At 68.1% G+C, this 16,412-nt stretch carries 14 protein-coding genes; 9 read left to right on the forward strand and 5 right to left on the reverse strand.

Annotated elements, in window-relative coordinates; translation table 11 throughout:
- Positions 1 to 39: 39 nt before the first annotated feature.
- Positions 40 to 1,386 carry an MFS transporter gene (locus tag ACWCPQ_RS04840; protein ID WP_449894793.1) on the reverse strand — a complete coding sequence of 449 codons (1,347 nt, stop codon included), beginning with the start codon at positions 1,384 to 1,386 and terminating at the stop codon, positions 40 to 42.
- Positions 1,387 to 1,940: 554 nt separating this feature from the next.
- Between ACWCPQ_RS04840 and ACWCPQ_RS04845 the strand changes: the two genes are divergently transcribed.
- The 4 genes from ACWCPQ_RS04845 to ACWCPQ_RS04860 are packed head-to-tail and all read left to right on the forward strand — an operon-like array spanning position 1,941 to position 6,729.
- Entirely contained in the window at positions 1,941 to 2,918 is a 978-nt protein-coding gene (locus tag ACWCPQ_RS04845) for an ornithine cyclodeaminase (protein WP_449894795.1), read from the forward strand.
- A complete protein-coding gene (locus tag ACWCPQ_RS04850) occupies positions 2,909 to 4,255 on the forward strand; it encodes an alanine racemase (RefSeq protein ID WP_449894797.1) in 1,347 nt (448 codons plus the stop codon). Before ACWCPQ_RS04845 ends, ACWCPQ_RS04850 begins: the two co-directional genes overlap by 10 nt.
- On the forward strand, positions 4,252 to 5,322 hold the full coding sequence (locus ACWCPQ_RS04855; RefSeq protein ID WP_449894800.1) for a PLP-dependent cysteine synthase family protein: 1,071 nt from the start codon (positions 4,252 to 4,254) through the stop codon (positions 5,320 to 5,322). The genes ACWCPQ_RS04850 and ACWCPQ_RS04855 overlap by 4 nt, the downstream gene beginning before the upstream one ends.
- A 3-nt stretch (positions 5,323 to 5,325) precedes the next feature.
- The gene (locus tag ACWCPQ_RS04860; RefSeq protein WP_449894802.1) at positions 5,326 to 6,729 is read left to right on the forward strand and encodes an MATE family efflux transporter; all 1,404 of its coding nucleotides are present in this window, start codon (positions 5,326 to 5,328) and stop codon (positions 6,727 to 6,729) included.
- 67 nt (positions 6,730 to 6,796) lie between these two features.
- Here ACWCPQ_RS04860 and ACWCPQ_RS04865 read toward each other — a convergent pair whose 3' ends face one another.
- Positions 6,797 to 7,210, reverse strand: a complete 414-nt coding sequence (locus ACWCPQ_RS04865; RefSeq protein WP_449894805.1) for a MarR family winged helix-turn-helix transcriptional regulator — start codon at positions 7,208 to 7,210, stop codon at positions 6,797 to 6,799.
- Positions 7,211 to 7,292: 82 nt separating this feature from the next.
- Here ACWCPQ_RS04865 and ACWCPQ_RS04870 point away from each other — a divergent pair, with 82 nt between their 5' ends.
- On the forward strand, positions 7,293 to 7,805 hold the full coding sequence (locus ACWCPQ_RS04870; RefSeq protein ID WP_449894807.1) for a MarR family winged helix-turn-helix transcriptional regulator: 513 nt from the start codon (positions 7,293 to 7,295) through the stop codon (positions 7,803 to 7,805).
- 53 nt (positions 7,806 to 7,858) lie between these two features.
- On the forward strand, positions 7,859 to 8,758 hold the full coding sequence (locus ACWCPQ_RS04875; protein WP_449894810.1) for an alpha/beta fold hydrolase: 900 nt from the start codon (positions 7,859 to 7,861) through the stop codon (positions 8,756 to 8,758).
- Between the two features lie 22 nt (positions 8,759 to 8,780).
- Here ACWCPQ_RS04875 and ACWCPQ_RS04880 read toward each other — a convergent pair whose 3' ends face one another.
- Positions 8,781 to 10,139, reverse strand: coding sequence for a PucR family transcriptional regulator (locus ACWCPQ_RS04880; RefSeq protein WP_449894812.1), 1,359 nt, complete (start codon positions 10,137 to 10,139; stop codon positions 8,781 to 8,783).
- Between the two features lie 234 nt (positions 10,140 to 10,373).
- On the opposite strand from ACWCPQ_RS04880, the gene ACWCPQ_RS04885 reads away from it, so the two are divergent.
- Positions 10,374 to 11,159: a MerR family transcriptional regulator gene (locus ACWCPQ_RS04885; RefSeq protein WP_449894813.1), complete on the forward strand. Its 786-nt coding sequence runs from the start codon at positions 10,374 to 10,376 to the stop codon at positions 11,157 to 11,159.
- Positions 11,159 to 11,947, forward strand: a complete 789-nt coding sequence (locus ACWCPQ_RS04890; RefSeq protein WP_449894815.1) for an adenylate/guanylate cyclase domain-containing protein — start codon at positions 11,159 to 11,161, stop codon at positions 11,945 to 11,947. Before ACWCPQ_RS04885 ends, ACWCPQ_RS04890 begins: the two co-directional genes overlap by 1 nt.
- Before the next feature lie 118 nt (positions 11,948 to 12,065).
- On the opposite strand, the gene ACWCPQ_RS04895 is transcribed toward ACWCPQ_RS04890, so the two are convergent.
- Positions 12,066 to 13,223 (reverse strand): transcription termination factor Rho, short form, encoded by a 1,158-nt coding sequence (locus ACWCPQ_RS04895; RefSeq protein ID WP_449894817.1) that lies wholly within the window; start codon positions 13,221 to 13,223, stop codon positions 12,066 to 12,068.
- 350 nt (positions 13,224 to 13,573) lie between these two features.
- Here ACWCPQ_RS04895 and ACWCPQ_RS04900 point away from each other — a divergent pair, with 350 nt between their 5' ends.
- On the forward strand, positions 13,574 to 14,314 hold the full coding sequence (locus tag ACWCPQ_RS04900) for a histidine phosphatase family protein (RefSeq protein ID WP_449894819.1): 741 nt from the start codon (positions 13,574 to 13,576) through the stop codon (positions 14,312 to 14,314).
- On the opposite strand, the gene ACWCPQ_RS04905 is transcribed toward ACWCPQ_RS04900, so the two are convergent.
- Positions 14,300 to 16,234, reverse strand: a complete 1,935-nt coding sequence (locus ACWCPQ_RS04905; protein WP_449894822.1) for a S9 family peptidase — start codon at positions 16,232 to 16,234, stop codon at positions 14,300 to 14,302. The two genes, ACWCPQ_RS04900 and ACWCPQ_RS04905, sit on opposite strands and share 15 nt — an antisense overlap.
- Positions 16,235 to 16,412 lie beyond the last annotated feature (178 nt).

The raw sequence follows: 16,412 nt of genomic DNA on the forward strand, positions 1-16,412 counted from the left end.
CCAGTGGTGGTGCCCGGTTCCCCGGACAGTGACAGACCGTTATCGAACCAGAGCGGTATGCGGCCCCGGAGCAGCGCCGATGCCGGAATCCGTTGCGGCAACCGGCTCTTCGCCGTGCAGATCGTCACGACGCAACACCGTCGCCGCGATCGCACCGCAGACCGCGGTCAGCAGCAGATACATCGACGGTGCCGGGATCCAGTCCGTCTGCGCGATGAGGAAGGTCGCCACGAAGGGGGCGCTGCCGCCGAAGACGGCGGCGGGAATGTTGAACCCGATCGAGACCCCGGTCGACCGGATGGCCGTCGGGAACAGCTCGGGCATGGCTGCGGCCGAGGCCGACAGATACGTCGCGGTCAGCAGACCGAGCACGAGTTGCGCGAACAGGGCGAGCGCCGCGTTGCCGAGGGTCACCCCGTAGAAGACCGGGAAGACCACGATCGCGAAGCCGATCGAACCGCACAGCAGCACCGGGCGGCGGCCGACCCGGTCGGACATACGGGCCACCAGCGGCAGGGCGACCATGGTGGCGGCCCCGGCGATCATGGTCGAGATCAGCGAGAAGGTCGAACCGAAGTGGTTGACCGTGCCGATATAGGTGGGCATATAGGTGAACACCGCGTAGAAGCAGGTGGCGTGCATGGCACCGATGCCGACGATCAGCGCCAGCCGGCGGCCGCCGGAGAGTACATCGCGCGCGGGTGAGGTGCTGAGCTGGTCGCGTTCGCTCATTTCCTGGAAGTCGGGGGTCTCCTCCAGCTTCGCGCGGATATACAGCGCGATACCGGCGAGCGGCGCGGCGAGCAGGAACGGGATCCGCCAGCCCCACGCGGCCATGGCGTCGTCGCCGAGGACCGCGGTCAGCGCGGTGACCACCGTGATCCCGAGCATCAGTCCGGCGGTGGTGCCGAAGGTCAGCCAGCTGATTCCGAACGCGCGACGGCCCTTGCCCGCGTATTCGAGCAGGAAAGCGCTACCGCTGCCGTACTCACCGCCGGCCGAGAACCCCTGCAGTGTCCGCAGGACGACCAGCACGATCGGCGCGGCGATACCCCAGCTGTCGTAACCGGGTAGTACCCCGATACCCACGGAGCAGGCTGCCATCACGGTCAGCACCAGCACCAGCACCCGTTTGCGGCCGATCCGGTCCGCCAGCGGACCGAAGACCATCCCGCCGATCGGCCGGGCGAAGAACGCCAGCCCGAATACGGCGAAGCTGCTCAGCAACTCCGCGGTCGGGTCCGCGGAGGGGAAGAAGGTCGCGCCGATGTGGACGGCGAGGAATCCGTAGACGGTGAAGTCGAAGAATTCGATCGTATGCCCCACCGTCGCGCCGACGATGGCGCGAACGTTCCCGCGGGCGCGGGGCCGCAACTGTGTACTCATGTCGCTCCTGACCTGTCGGGCCGTGGGACGCCCCCGTGGACACCCGGACCCGCGGCGCACCGCACCCGGCGCACCCGTGGATTGAGGACGATGTGACGCGGGACAAACCGCCACGAGCGTGTGACTCAGTCCACATCGACCGGCCATAATGTACGCAGAACTAGTTCTGATCCGCAAGATTTTCTATTAATTACCTGTTCAAGGCAGCCAAGCAGAACATTATGCATACATTTTGCAGTCAGCCCGCAACCTCCGGGGCAGCCCGGCCACACCCGCACAGGAAACTCACCGCTCTCGACTCACCCACCCCGCCGACGGATCGGCCGCACGACGGGCCGCGGGAGCCGGCCGGGTTCGGCGAACCCGCGGCGCGCGAACCACAACCCGGCGCACCTCACGTGTTCCACATCACTGCGTAAATGATAACGATTATCGTTATCGATGATTTACCATTCTCGGCGTACCGATTCGAGAGGAGCCGACACCCTTCTGCCCCAACGCTTTACATCCGATCCACCACGAACCACGTTCGGACCGCACGACATCGGAGTTCCATGAGCCACGCCCTGCACATCCTCACCCGCACCGATCTGGCCGATATCGATATCACCCCGGAGGAGGTCATCGAGCTCGTCGAGGAGGGATACCTGGCCTTCGCCCGCGGCGAATCCCGGTGTCCGGTGAAACTCATGCTGCCGCTGCCCGATACCGAACGCGACGCCGTCTCCTACTCGATGCTCGGCTACGACGGTTCGCTCGAACACCTCGGATTCAAGACCTCCTACCGCCAGGGCAGTACCAGCGCGGCGAAGTACTACACCACCATCAGCCTCTACGACGACACAACCGGGTCACCGTTCGCGCTGATGGACTGCCAACGCGTCGGCGCCGCCCGGACCCCGGCCACCACCGCGATCACCGCGAAATACGCCGCGCCCGAGGGGGCAGCGAGCGCCCTGATGATCGGGACCGGAATCCAGGGGCGCAATACCCTCCCCTACCTGCTCACCGCACTGCCCGGGCTGCGCCGGCTCCGTCTCTTCGGCACCCATCCCGAGGGAATCACCGAAAGCCGGGCGGCATTGCGGCGCTGGTTCCCCGACCGCGAACTCGAACTCGTCGACGACGTTCCGGCGGCGGTCGCCGAATCCGATATCGTCGTCGTGGCCTCTGGTCGCGCGGCGCATCCGAAAGTGCGCACCGAATGGCTGCGCCCGGGCGGACTGCTGATCTCGGTCGCGAGCAAAGGGGTCGAGAGCGGCGCGCTGCGGGCCGCGGACTACACGATCGCGACCAGTACCGGGCAACTCGGCGTCACCGGAACACGGCTGGCGGGCAGCGACGGTGAACTCGTCATCGACGCCGAACTCCCCGATATCGTCGCAGGCCGGGCTCCGGGCCGGCGGGATCCGGCCGACCGCGTCTTCGCTTTCTCCAGCGGGATGGTGATCACCGATATCCCGGTGGCCCACGCCCTGGCGACCCGGGCCGTCGCGGCCGGTCGCGGACAGCAGGTGCGACTGTGGACCTGACCACACCACACGAACTGCCCACCCTGCCCGCGCTCGAACCCGAGTGGCAACGAGCGGTGCGCGCCGACCGCCGCTTGCTTTCCGATATCCACCATGCGGTCGGCGGACCGTTCCATGTGGTCCATCCCCCTCAGTTCGCCGCCAATCTGGCCGCGTTCCAGGACGTGCTGACGCGGTCCGGAATACGCGGCCGGGTCTACTACGGAAAGAAGGCGAACAAGGCGGGATGCTGGCTGACGGTGGCGGCCGATCTCGACGCCGGGGTGGACGTGGCCTCCGAACCCGAGCTGGTACACGCACTCGCACACGGTGTGCGCGGCCGCGATATCGGCGTCACGGGCGCGGCGAAAACCGATGCGCTGCTGCGATTGGCGGCTCGCCACGATTGTGTGGTCGCCGTCGACGCGCTCGACGAATTGGAACGCGCCGGTGAGATCGCCCGATCGGCCGGCCGGCTGCGCATCCTGTTGCGCGTGCTACCGCCCGCCGCACCGCACAGCCGCTTCGGCTCGGCGGCATCCGATCTGGCGCGCGCCGTCGACCGTTGCGCCGAACTGCGCGAACACCTCGAACTGACCGGGTTCTCCTTTCATCTGGACGGGTACGAGGCCGGGCCCCGGGGCGAACTCGCGCACGATCTGATCGAACTGTGCACGCGGACCCGGGAACGGGGACTTCCGGTCTCGGCGCTCTCGATCGGGGGCGGTTTCGCCTGCAGGTACGTCCGGGACGAGGACTGGACCGCGTTCACCCGCGACCACCACGACGCCTGGTTCCACACGGGCAGGCGGTTCGAGAAGTTCTACCCCTATGCCCAGCAGCCGACCGGCGCGGCCATGCTGGAAGCCGTCCTGAACGTGCGGCGCCGGGGACGAACGCTGGCCGATCGACTGCGCGCCGCCGCAATCGACCTGTTCCTGGAGCCGGGCCGGGCGCTGCTCATCGATTCCGGGTTCACGGTGTTCCCGGTACTCGGATTCAAACAGAACGCCGAGTACGGCATCACCACCGCGCACGGACTGAGCATGAGCGTCTCAGAGCAGTGGAAGGGTAGTGAATTCCTCCCCGATCCGATCCTGATCCCGCGGACCACCGATCCGGATCCCCGGCCGGTCGCCTCCTGCGTGGGCGGTGCCAGCTGTATGGAATACGACATCCTCACCTGGCGGAAAGTTGTCCTGCCGCAACGCCCCCGCCCCGGTGATCTGCTGCTCTACCCGAATACCGCCGGTTACCAGATGGACAAGAACGAGAGCGAGTTCCATCAGCTTCCGCTCCCGCCGAAAGTCGTGGTGACCAGCGTGGAGGATCGATGGCAGTGGAGACTCGACCGATGACCGCGACACTGCCGTCGAGCGGGGAGAACGTCGTACGCCGCGCCTCCGAATTGATCGGCGCCACACCGTTGCTCGAACTGGTACGCACCGGGTCCGGAAGCAGACTGCTGCTCAAACTCGAACAGTTCAATCCGACCGGGTCGGCCAAGGTGCGGATGGCCCGGGAAATGGTGGTGCAGGCCGAACGCAGCGGCGACCTCGCGCCCGGAGGCCATATCGTGGAACCGACCTCCGGTAATACCGGTACCGGGTTGGCCCTCATCGCCCTCGAACGCGGCTACACCTTCACCGCGGTCGTCGACGATCATGCCGCGCCGGACAAACTGCGCGCCATGCAGGCGATGGGCGCACGGCTGGTCATGGTGGCGGGTGACGGGAGCGGCGGCCCCAGTAGCGTGCGACGCCGCGCTGTCGCCGCCGAGATCGCCGCGGCGATCGGCGCCTATCGGCCCGACCAGCACAACAATCCGCACAACAGCGCAGGCTACCGAGAACTGGCCGGGGAACTGCGCAAGGATCTGGCCACCGATATCGACTACCTCGTCGGCGCGGTGGGCACCGGCGGATCACTGTGCGGCACCGTCGAGGAGCTGCGGCGGCTCGGTTCCGGGGTCCGTGCCGTCGCGGTGGAACCGATGGGCTCCATCATCTTCGGCGGAACCGCGGGCCCCTACCGGCAGACCGGTGCGGGCAGTCCGGCCGGGTTCCCGGTGGGCGGCAATGTGCAATACGACATCATCGATGCGCACTGCCGGGTCGGCGATATCGAAGCCTTCGCCACGGCACGGGCGGTCGCGCGCCGCACCGGCATCCTGATCGGTGGCACCGCGGGCGCGGCCGTCCATGTGGCGCTGCGCAGACTGGTGCGGCTCCCGGCGGCCAGCACCGTGGTGGTGCTGGTGTGCGACGCGGGCGAGAAGTACCTGGACTCGGTGTACGACGAGGACTGGTTGACCGCCCACGGTCTCTACGACCGGGCGGCCGAGCAGCGCATCGTGCGACTCTTCCGGGCCTATGACGAATCGTTGCGGCTCGCGGCCCGCGATCCGCAGCGACAGGGAGCGTGACCCATGACCTTCCAGTGGCGCGACTACCGGGCGATTCTCGCGCTCGCGACACCGATCGCCGGACTCCAGCTCGCCCAGGTGGCGCTGACGACCGTCGATCTGGCCATGATGGGTTTCCTCGGCGTGACGGCCCTGGCCGCGGGCGGGCTGGCCCTGCTGCTGTACAACCAGCTCCGCACCATGTGCGTCGGTATGGTCACCGGCGCCGGGAATCTGATCGCCGCAGCCGCCGGGCGGGGCGAGAAGCGCACCGGAAGCGGGCAACTCGATGCCGGTGCGCGCGCCGAGATCCACCGTTGCCTGCGCGCCGCACTGGCGGTCGCGACGCTGACCTCGGCAGCCGGCGCGCTGGCGCTGGTGGCGCTCGGCTACGCCCTGCAGTGGATGGGCCAGGACGAGGTCGTGCTCGACCTGGCCCGACCGATCATCTGGACGCTCGCACCCGGCCTGGTACCGATGCTCTGGTCGAACGTGTTGCGGCAGTTCGCCGTCGGTATGGGCCGCGCCGGATCACTGTTGCGGGTCACGCTGTGGTCGGTGGGGGTCAACGCGCTGCTCGACGCGCTGCTCGTCTTCGGCTGGTTCGGGATGCCGAAGCTGGGGCTCGCGGGAATCGGGCTGGCCACCACCCTGGTCCAGTGCTGGATCTTCGGCACCTACCTGCGCAGCGTCCGGCGTGATCCGGTTCTCGGTGACCTGTTGTCACTACGCGCCTGGCAGGCCGATCGAGCCACTGTCGCACGTATCGTGCGGATGGGGACACCCATTTCACTGACCTACGGCGCGGAGGCCGCCGTCACCTCGATCGCCACCGTGCTGATGGGTGGGTTCGGGCCCGTCGCGCTGGCCGCGAGCAATATCGTCAACCAGCTCGCCTACATCGTCTACCAGATCAATATCGGGCTGTCCCAGGGGTCGTCGATCCTGGTCAGCCGGACCATAGGCCAGGGCGCCCCGGAGGCCGTCCCGGCCATCGCACGCCGCACCTTCACGATCGCTTTCACCTTCATGACCGCGATCGGATTGTTGTACGTGCTGGTTCCGCGACTCGTCCTCACCCCCTTCCTCGGCGCACACCGGCACGACACCGCGGTGATAGCGGCGGCCGGCACCCTGCTGTGGTTCGCCGTCGTCCAGCAGTACTGCAAGGGTGCACAGAACCTGTGCATCGGCCTGCTGCGCGGGATCGGGAACACCCGGGCCGGGATGCACAGCACCCTCATCGGGTATTTCGCGGTCGGGGTTCCCGCGATGCTGCTGTTCGGCCTCGGGGTCGGCTGGCACGGGCCGGGCATCTGGCTCGGCCTCTGCCTCGGTTTCGGGGCGACGGCACTGCTCGTGCAGCGCAAATTCCTGCGCGGGCTCCGCGACGGTCTCGCCGACGAGCGGCTGGCGGCCCGGTCCTGACAGGACGCCGGCCCATCCGCCGCGGCCGGGGCCGGTACCGCGTGCTTCGGTCCCGGCGGCGCCCGGGCTAGGGCATCGCCTGGACGAAACGGTCCAACAGCCGGGCGAATTCGGCACGTTCACCCTCGGTCCAGCCCGTCATCGCCTTGTCGAAGGCCGCCCGGCGTCGCTGATGGGACTGACTGAGGACATCGCGACCCTGCTCGGTGAGGATCAGGACCGATCGCCTGCCGTCGGCCTGGTCCGCCATCCGGCGTACCAGCCCGTCGGCGACCGCGACCGCGACCAATTTGCTCGCCCGCGGCTGATCCACGGCCAGCGCGGCCGCGATCGCGGACACCGTGGGTTCCGGCGAACTCTCGACCACATCAAGGACATCGAAGGACTGCCGGGCGAGTTCGCCTTCCCGCGCCAGTGCCCGCCGGGTCTGCCGGCGGCGGATCGCGACCATTGCTCGTTCGACGCGCTCGACATCATCCACGGAGCCATGATATCAACGTACATGTACATGTCATTTAGCATGTATATGTATTCGCACATTCACCTGAAGGGCTCCTCTCCTCATGAAGGCACGCACCCTGCTCCTCGGCACCGCCATCGCGCTGCTCATCCCGCTGACGGCCTGCGGCGAACCCGCTGCCGAGCCGGCACCGGGCGGCGAACACCGCCTCATCGGCTACCAGGTCAAACGGCTCGACCAGCTCATCGAACTCACCTTCGACAGGCTGGTCACCGACGCCGGGCTCACCCGGCGCCAATGGCAGACCCTCAACACCCTTGCCACCGGGCCGGCCGGCGACGCCGAACTGACCGACGCACTGCGCCCGTTCTGGGAGGTCGACGCCGAGAACCTCGGCGAGGTTGCCACCGACCTCACCGCCCGGGGATGGATCACGCGAGGCGCGGACGGGCGATACGCCCTCACCGAGATGGGCCGGACAGTGCACACCACAGCCGCCGACTCGGTGGGCCGGATCCGCGAACTGGCCGCCGAGGGAGTGAGCGAACAGGAGTTCGCGCAGATGATGGATGTCATGGCCCGCATCATCGGCAATCTGGAGCGCGCGGCAACGTGACCCGACCGCGCACCGGACCAGCGGCACACCGCGAAGTGACGTAGCGTTTCACCATGCAGGCCGAACCACCGTCCGAGCGTTCACCGGGGAGCCGGTTGACGTCGTTCACCAATGACGGATTCACCTTCGATGTGATCGACGAAGGTCCGCTCGACGGCAGCCCGATCGTGCTGTTGCACGGATTTCCGCAGACGGCGGCGCAATGGGCGCGGCTCACCCCGTTCCTGCACGAACACGGCTATCGCACAATCGCCCCGGACCAGCGCGGGTACTCACCCGGCGCGCGGCCCCGTGGGCGATTCGCCTATCGGATCAGCGCATTGGTCGGTGATACCGCGGCATTGATCACCGCACTCGGCGGCGGCCCCGTCCATCTCGTCGGGCACGATTGGGGGTCGACCGTCGCCTGGGCGACCGCCGCGCGCCGGCCGGATCTGGTTCGGACACTCACCTCGGTCTCGGTACCGCATCCGATGGCCTTCGTACGGTCCCTGGTGAGCAGTACGCAGGCTCTGCGCACCTGCTATATGGCACTGTTCCAGGTGCCGTGGCTCCCGGAGGCGGTGCTGTCGGCCGCTTTTCGGGCGGCGGGCCCGGCCGGCGGTACCGGCCTGCGCGGGCGAGCGGCCGCCCTGTCCGGTTTCGACGACGAGCAGTTCGAGCGGGTGCGCCGCGATATCGTCGACGGCGGCGCGCTGCACTACGCCCTGAACTGGTACCGAGCGATGCCGATCGTCGATCGGCGGCGGGCCGGGCAGAAGGTCAGCGCCCCGACCACGCATGTATCGAGCACTCGGGATCTTTTCCTAGCCCCGCGCGGTGCCGAACTGACCGCCGAATACGTGACCGGCCCGTTCGGCCACGAAATCCTCGACGCCACCCATTGGGTCCCGGAGGAATGCCCGGCCGAGTTGGCCGCGATCATCCTCGCGCGCATCCGCGCGACCGGATAACGGATCCGGCCGGGCACGGCCGTTATCCGATCGCCGCCCCGGCGGCCTCCGCGAGCCCTCCCGGTATCCGCCGGATCGTGGTGGGCGACTGCGCCGCGGCGGATTCGGCCGCCTCGGCATTCCCCCGGTCCGCCGGCACCGGAATCGCGTCGGCCCCCGGGCCCGTTTCATAAGCGTTGGCGACGAGGGCGGCCCGCAGATGCCACAGATCATCGGCGTGCGCCGGATCGAGGCCGGTGTGATGAGCGATGCGGCGCAATCGGTAGTCGAGCGTGTTGGCATGGATATACAGCGCGCGGGCGGTGGTCTGCCGGTTGCGATCGTTGGCCAGATGCGTAGCCAGGGTGTGCAGCAACTCGGGCTGGGAGAGCAACGGATCCAACGCGGTCGCCAACCGCTGCCGGGCCGGCCCGGGCCGGGTGATCTGGTACTCCACCGCCAGGTCGGCCAACCGGTACAACCCGGCCGGCCGGTGCAGACGCTGCGCGAGGTCGAGTAGTTCGTGGGCGCGCCGGGTGGCTTCGGGAACCTCGTCGCGGCGTGCGTGGACGACGGTGGCCACCAGTGGCACGCGGGCCGCGTCCCGCAGGCGATCGAACAACCGAACCACTACGGAATCGTCGGATCGGTGGCCGGGTACGAGAACGGTGCCGCCGGCTTCGCTGAGCCGGGCGGGGGACATATCGCCGCCGCGGCAGAGCTCGGCGCGCACTCGGCGCAGGCGGCGGCGGGCCTCGGTGCGATCATCGCCGGTGTCGGCGTCGTCCACCGGCTCGTGGAGAGCGAGGGCCAGTACCGCGTAGGAATCCACATCCCGGAAACCGTTCTCGCGGGCCGTTTCCGCGGTGCCCGTTCCCGAGATCAGCGCGGCGGCCAGCGCTTCGGCGCCGGCATGCCGCGCGGCGGTATGGGCTCGCAACTCACGGAGGTAGACCCGGGTGAAGCCGGTGATGACCTGATCCAGGACCTCGGCCAGCCGCTGCCCCGCAGCTACCATCACCGGGCCGTCGGCACTGCGGGCCCGCCCGGCCAGCAGGTCGAGCACGAAACGGAACCCGAGATGGGTGGCATGCTGCACCGCCTCCAGCGCCACACCTTCTGCTGCCCAGTCCTCGATCTTGCGGTACAGCGGCTCGGGCACATCGCTCACCGCCCGGCCCTGTAGCGCCGCGGCCACCAGCTCCAGACAGCCGGCCACCACCTCGGCGGCTTCGCAGCGCACCACACCGCACGGCATCGTGACGCCCGGCCGGTCGCTGTCGGCACCGGCCAGATGGTCCAGTAACTGCTGGGACAATCGGTGGGTGCGACGCAGATGCGTCACCGCGGGCATCCCGGCGATCTCCAGTTCCGGAATAGCGTGAGAGCTGCTCGTCAGCACTGACCTCGACCTCCTTGCCGCCATATGCACGGCATCCCCGATATCTGCTGGGCCGCCATCCATATCAGTAAAAACTGTAACTGATGGTGAGTTGCACCACAACGGAGGTGCCAGAATCCCCGGTCAGTGGACGACGCACAGATAGCTTCTCGTGTTCGAATCAGTATCTGCTGAGACAGTTGCAGTTAAGCTTGCCGTCATTCGGCTCGCGGACCGGTGAGCGGAAGGACGACGATGACGCCACGAACACAGGAATACCGAGTTGCCGAACTGGCCGAGGCCGCCGGCGTCGCGGTGCGAACCGTGCGCTATTACCAGGAGCGCGGTCTGCTCGACGCCCCCCGGCGCCAAGGTCGGCACGCCTTCTACAACCACACCCACCTCGAGCGGCTGAAACTCATCGCCGACCTGCTCGCCCGCGGCCACAGCCTGGAGGGCATCGCCGACCTGTTGACCAGCGCCGAACACGGCGGCGGTGTCTCGGAACTGCTCGGATTCGAATCGGCGGCCGCGGTGGCGTGGGGTGACGGCGAAGTCGATATCGATTTCGCCGAGATGTTCGACCGCTTCGGCGAAGAGGCGACTCCGGAAGCGATCGCCGAGGCAATCGCCCTGGGATACCTGCGTATCGAGGACGACCGCTTCGTCTACTCCAGCGGACGGCTGCTCGAAGCCGCCACCGCGTTCGTCGCCGTAGGCCTACCGCTTCGCTCGATTCTCGCGTTGAGCTGGGAACTGGAAGCGGCCTTCGATCGGATGGCCTTCGCTTTCGTCCGGGAATTCCGGGTCAATCTGGTCAACCAGGTCCTGGAAGATCCCTCCCCCGAACGATTACTGAGCCTGGCGGGTACGCTCGCCGAACTCCGCCCGGCGGTGCGCCTGGTCGCCGACGAATTGCTCGCCCGGGCCATGGACCGCCGCATCCACGCGGACCTGCCGGAGGTCTCCCAGCAGTTGAGCCAGGCCGCCGGCGCGGACTCGGCACCCCACGACGACACTGCACCATCGGGGAACCGGTGATGATCGCCTATGTACTCGCGGCCGTTGCCGTGGCCGAGGCGGTCGGCCTGATCGTGCTGTGGCAGTTGCTGGTACGGAGCCGGCGCGAGCTCGTGGCGCTGCAGCAGCGCCGGCCAGATACTCGGCAACTACTGATGAACGGCGGCCGCGAAGCAGTGAAGACGGTCTGGCAGACCGCGAGCCTCGTGCGGCGCAAGGGTTTACGCGCGGCAGTACTCAGTTCGATCGAAGACCTGGCCGGTTGGGCCCAGGTCGAAAGGCCCGATCTGGCGCGGCTCACCGCCGGGGGCGACGTCGTGATCGTGTTCTCCGATATCGAAGGTTCCACCGCGCTCAACGAGCGGCTCGGCGACCGCGCGTGGGTCGCCCTCCTCGGCCGCCACGACCGCTTGATCCGCCGACGCGTCGCCGGATACGGCGGGCATATCGTGAAGAGCCAGGGGGACGGTTTCATGATCGCCTTCGGTGACGCCGAGCAGGCGGTGCGCTGCGGCCTGGAGGTGCAGGGCGCCATCGGCTCCGTGGCCGCACCGGTGGCGAGCGTCCGGATTCGGATCGGAATCCATATGGGCAGTTCGGTACGCCGCGGCGACGATCTCTTCGGCCGGAACGTGGCCATGGCGGCCCGGGTGGCCGCCCAGGCCCACGGTGGCGAGGTCCTCGTCAGCGAGGAGGTACGCGATGCTGTATCCGGTCGGCCCGATATCGCCGTCACTGCCACCCGCGAAGCCGAACTGAAGGGTTTCCGTGGCACCCATCTGCTCTACTCGGTCGCGTCGACGGGGTGAGCCCGTCCGGTTCCGCGGCGGACTCCACCGGTGTCGTAACGGCACCATTCGATCGCACGGCCGATCGGGTCCCCGCCGCCCACAGTGCAGCGGGCGATTTCGTCTACATTCCCTGTTTCTATTTCTGTCCTGCGGTGCGGATCTGGGTCAGGAACTCGGTGTTGGTCCGGGTCCGGCGCAGGCCGGTCAGCAGCAGTTCGAGGGCCTGTTGCGGATCGCGGCCGGCGAGGGTGGCCCGCAGCGACCCGGTCGCTGCGAGCTCGTCCGCGGACAGCAGCAACTCCTCTTTGCGGGTGCTCGACCGATCGATATCGATCGCGGGGAACAGCCGCCGGTCGGCGAGGTGACGGTCGAGTTTGAGTTCGGCGTTTCCGGTGCCCTTGTACTCCTCGAAGATGACGGTGTCGGCGAGCGAACCGGTCTCGACCAGGGCTGTCGCGATAATGGTGAGCGAACCACCGTTCTCGATATTGCGGGCGGCGCCGAGGAACTTCTTGGGCGGTGCGAGGGCCGTCGCGTCCACGCCCCCGGAGAGGATTCGGCCGGAACCGGCGGCGGCCGAGTTGTAGGCGCGGGCCAGCCGCGTGAGCGAATCCAGCAGCACGACCACGTCGCGGCCGGACTCGACGAGCCGTTTGGCACGTTCGATGGCCAATTCCGCGAGTGCGATATGGTCGCGGGCGGGTCGGTCGAAGGTCGCGGCGGCGATCTCGGCGGGCACCGAGCGGGACAGGTCGGTCACCTCTTCCGGGCGTTCGCCGACCAGGACGAGCATCAGCTGACATTCGGGATGGTTCTTGGCGATACCGTGGGCGATGGACCCCAGCACCGAGGTCTTGCCCGCTTTGGGGGGTGCGACCACCAGAGCTCGCTGCCCTTTGCCGATCGGCATGACCAGGTCGGTGACCCGCGTGGTCATTTCGTGCGGTTCGGTTTCCAGAACCAGGCGGTCCTGCGGGTAGAGCGGGATCAGATCGGCGAAATGTGTTCGTGCGGTGTTGTTTCCGGCCGGAATGCCGTTGACCGTGTCCACTCCCGTCAGCGTGGGCGGTCCGCCGTCGCGGCCGGGTCCGGCTGTGCCGGTGAGGATATCGCCGCGCCGGAGCCCGTACCGGTGGATCAGCCGTGACAGCACGCGGGCATCGCGTGGTCCGGGCAGATAGCCGTCGACGCGCAACGCCGCACGGTTACCGTCGACGTCGAGGATTCCGGTAACCGATGCTGCCGAGGCGGTCTCGGTCGCGGTATCCGGTATCCGGACAGTGTTGTTCTGCATGGGTCCTCCTCGGAGGAGATCGTGGGTGAGGCGGGGCCGATGGCCGCCGCGGGGGTGACGCTCGCCGTACCCGCCGAAGCGCGGTACGGCCGGAGAACAACTCCGGGACGAGCACAAAGTTCGCGGGCAGTCGGAAACTGCCGGTGTGAACGGTGAGCCTTGTGGGAGGGAGTCGACACCTACATCCACAAGATGAAGATGGCACCAACGGTAGCGCCACTACGGACAACACGCAACAGTGCCCGATTGTTCCACCCGTCACCGGCCGATCCGCGAGCCGGCGCGGGACAGCACGACGGGCCGCGCCGACTGTCCGGGAACCCGGACGCCGCGCGAGACGTCCTGAGGATATGAGTACACATCCACCCGGAGAACTACCGGTCGTATCCGCGCAACCCTGTCCACACGGCGAAGACACAGGACCGCGCCTGCTCTATGCTGCCCGGCACGGCCAGAGCACGGTCAACGCCGGTCTACGCCCCGCGACCCCCGCCGAAGCCGACGATATGGTCATCGAACTCACCGAACTCGGCGCACGCCAGGCCGTCGCCCTCGGACGCTGGTTCGCCGCGCTTCCCCCCGAGCAACTCCCGGATCTCGTGCTCTGCTCACCGTACCGGCGGGCGGCGACCACCTGGCAGCTCGCCGAGGCCGAATTGCGTGCCGCGGGAGTCGCGGTGCCCTGCCTGACGACCGAGCAGAATCTGTACGACCGGTTCCGGGGTGCCCTGGCGCATATTCCCGCCGAGGAGGTGCGGCGACGCTACCCGGAGCAGTACGCGGCCGAACGCGCCGATCCGCTCGGTTACCGGCCGCCCGGCGGCGAATCCTTCCTCGATGTCGCCGACCGCCTGACCGGGGTCGTCGATCGCCTCGCCGCCGACACGCGACACCGCCGAGTGCTGATCGTCGCCCATGACGCGGTGATCCTGCTGCTACGCCGGTTGCTCGAACATCACGACGACGCCGCGACTCTCGCCGTCGCGGCGGGTGGCCTCGCCGGAAACGCCTCGGTCACCGCGTGGGCCCGCGAAGGGGACGCCTACCGGCTGCTCTACTACGACCGGCGCGACCACCTACTCGGCCTGTGACGGGCTCCCGGCGTCCCGGCGACCACCGAGGTATTCGGCGAAATGCCGCTCGATGGCCCGGAACAGCCGGACCTGGTTCTCCGGGTTCTCGAATCCGTGCCCTTCGTCGTCGGCGACGAGATATTCGACCGGGACACCGCGCTCCCGCAGGGGAGCGACGATATTGTCGGACTCCTGCTGGACGACCCGAACATCGTTGGCGCCCTGGGCGACCAGCAGCGGGGTGCGGATCCGGTCGACCATGGTGATCGGCGAACGGGCCAGGATATCGGCCTCCTGGGCGGGGTCGGCCGGATCACCGACGTAGCGATACCAGTTGTTGGCCATGGCGGCCCGCACGAACGGGGGAAGCGTACGCATGAAGTTCGCCAGATCGGAGATGCCCACATAGTCGACCGCGGCGGCGAAGTATTCCGGGGTGACGGTGACGCCGACCAGCGCCGCGTATCCACCGTAGGAGCCGCCGGCGATCGCGATGCGGTCCGGATCGGCGTAGCCGCGCGCCACCGCCCAGTCCGCGGCATCGATCAGATCGTCGTGCATCTTGCCGGCGAATTCACCGACGGCGGCGGTGAGATGCCGTCTCCCGTACCCGGAGGAGCCGCGGAAATTGACCTGCAACACGGCGTAACCGCGGTTGGCCAGGAACTGCACCGCCGGACCGTAGCCCCAGGTGTCGTGCAACCACGGTCCGCCGTGTACCAGTAGTACCAGCGGTAGCTTCTCGGGTGCGACGCCGACGGGCAGTGTCAGGAATGCGTGCAGCCCGAGCCCGTCGCGGGCCGGGAACTCGACCGGTGTCATCGGGGCGAGCGCGTCCGGAACGAGGTGGGGGTACGGGCGGAACAACAACCGGCTCTCCCCGGTGCTGTGGTCGTAGAACCAGGTCGCCCCCGGATCACGGTCGTGGATGAACGATACGACCCAGCGCTGCTCGGTCGTGTCGGAGGAGACCGTGTGCAACACACCGTCCGACAGCGTGGCGAGCGCCGCGTGGACCTCGGCGAAATGGGGATCCAGGACTTCGATCCGGGGCCGGTCGCCGACGAACCGGGCCGCGATCACCGCACCGGTCCGCTCGCTGAGGAACAACGACGGCGGCAGGCCCGGGGTCATACCCATCGTGCACAGGCTGTGCCCGTCCACGGCCGCGACGACGGTCTCGGCGCCGGTGTCCCGATCGATGCGGACCAGGCGCAGATCGTCGCTGTCCTGATAGGAACCGAGCAGCAGACCTGTGCCGTCGGGTGTCACCAGGGCCGGCAGGACTCCCATGGGATGTTCGGGGCCGCCCAGCCGATGGACCAGCCGCTTGTCGCCGGTATCTCGATCGACCGCGTAGAACTCGTGGGTGCCGTCGTCGGCCTGCGCGATGTAGAACGCCGCCTCGCCGGCCCGATCCACCAGGAAAGTATCCGTCGGCTGCGGCCGCTCGAGATGCGGGGTCGTCTCGCCGGTGGCCACATCGATCCGGAACAGATCGACGAACAGCGGCCGACGATTCATCCAGGCGAAAACGCTACCGGGGAACGATTTCGCCGGCTCGACCGCGAACACCCGCGATCCCGGTGGCATCGGTGTCAGGTCCACCGCCGGTTCGTCGGGAGCGTCCGGGTCCACCCGGTACAGGTGCCAGTCCTCGTTGCCGTCGGTGTCCTGCAGGTAGAGCAGCCGACGCGAATCGTCGGTCCAGTAATAGGTCTTGATCCCGCGGCGATCGTCATGGGTGACGCACACCGCGTCCTCGTGTTCTTCGGCGATCCCGCGGACCCAGACGTTCGTTCGCCCGTATCGCGGGGCCAGATAGGCGATCCGGGTGCCGTCCGGGGAGATCGACGCACCCGAGAACACCGGATCGGCGAAGAATTCCGCCACATCGAACAGCTCGGGTGGCGTCTGTCGGTTCGGTACCACGGTCATCGAACTCCGCTCGGGGTCGGCAGCACTGAGTACAGGCGATGCGCCCGCGGGGGCGCACGGTGGCCGGTGTTCCGGACGCGAACCCTGCCACTGGAAACCGAGGTAACACTATGCCGTAGCGGCAGGGTCAATCCGTGGTGGTCGCCACCACCACGGAGCCGGGCGCCGGACGGCGGCA

The organism is Nocardia sp. NPDC001965 (genome assembly GCF_053594175.1).

Bases quoted from the DNA above. Each gene is read 5' to 3' on its own strand.
- ACWCPQ_RS04870 (WP_449894807.1), top strand. From the start codon at position 7,293: ATGAAGGCACGCACCCTGCTCCTCGGCACCGCCATCGCGCTGCTCATC.
- ACWCPQ_RS04860 (WP_449894802.1), top strand. From the start codon at position 5,326: ATGACCTTCCAGTGGCGCGACTACCGGGCGATTCTCGCGCTCGCGACA.
- ACWCPQ_RS04845 (WP_449894795.1), top strand. From the start codon at position 1,941: ATGAGCCACGCCCTGCACATCCTCACCCGCACCGATCTGGCCGATATC.
- ACWCPQ_RS04840 (WP_449894793.1), bottom strand. From the start codon at position 1,386: ATGAGTACACAGTTGCGGCCCCGCGCCCGCGGGAACGTTCGCGCCATC.
- ACWCPQ_RS04900 (WP_449894819.1), top strand. From the start codon at position 13,574: ATGAGTACACATCCACCCGGAGAACTACCGGTCGTATCCGCGCAACCC.
- ACWCPQ_RS04875 (WP_449894810.1), top strand. From the start codon at position 7,859: ATGCAGGCCGAACCACCGTCCGAGCGTTCACCGGGGAGCCGGTTGACG.
- ACWCPQ_RS04855 (WP_449894800.1), top strand. From the start codon at position 4,252: ATGACCGCGACACTGCCGTCGAGCGGGGAGAACGTCGTACGCCGCGCC.
- ACWCPQ_RS04895 (WP_449894817.1), bottom strand. From the start codon at position 13,223: ATGCAGAACAACACTGTCCGGATACCGGATACCGCGACCGAGACCGCC.
- ACWCPQ_RS04905 (WP_449894822.1), bottom strand. From the start codon at position 16,234: ATGACCGTGGTACCGAACCGACAGACGCCACCCGAGCTGTTCGATGTG.
- ACWCPQ_RS04890 (WP_449894815.1), top strand. From the start codon at position 11,159: ATGATCGCCTATGTACTCGCGGCCGTTGCCGTGGCCGAGGCGGTCGGC.
- ACWCPQ_RS04885 (WP_449894813.1), top strand. From the start codon at position 10,374: ATGACGCCACGAACACAGGAATACCGAGTTGCCGAACTGGCCGAGGCC.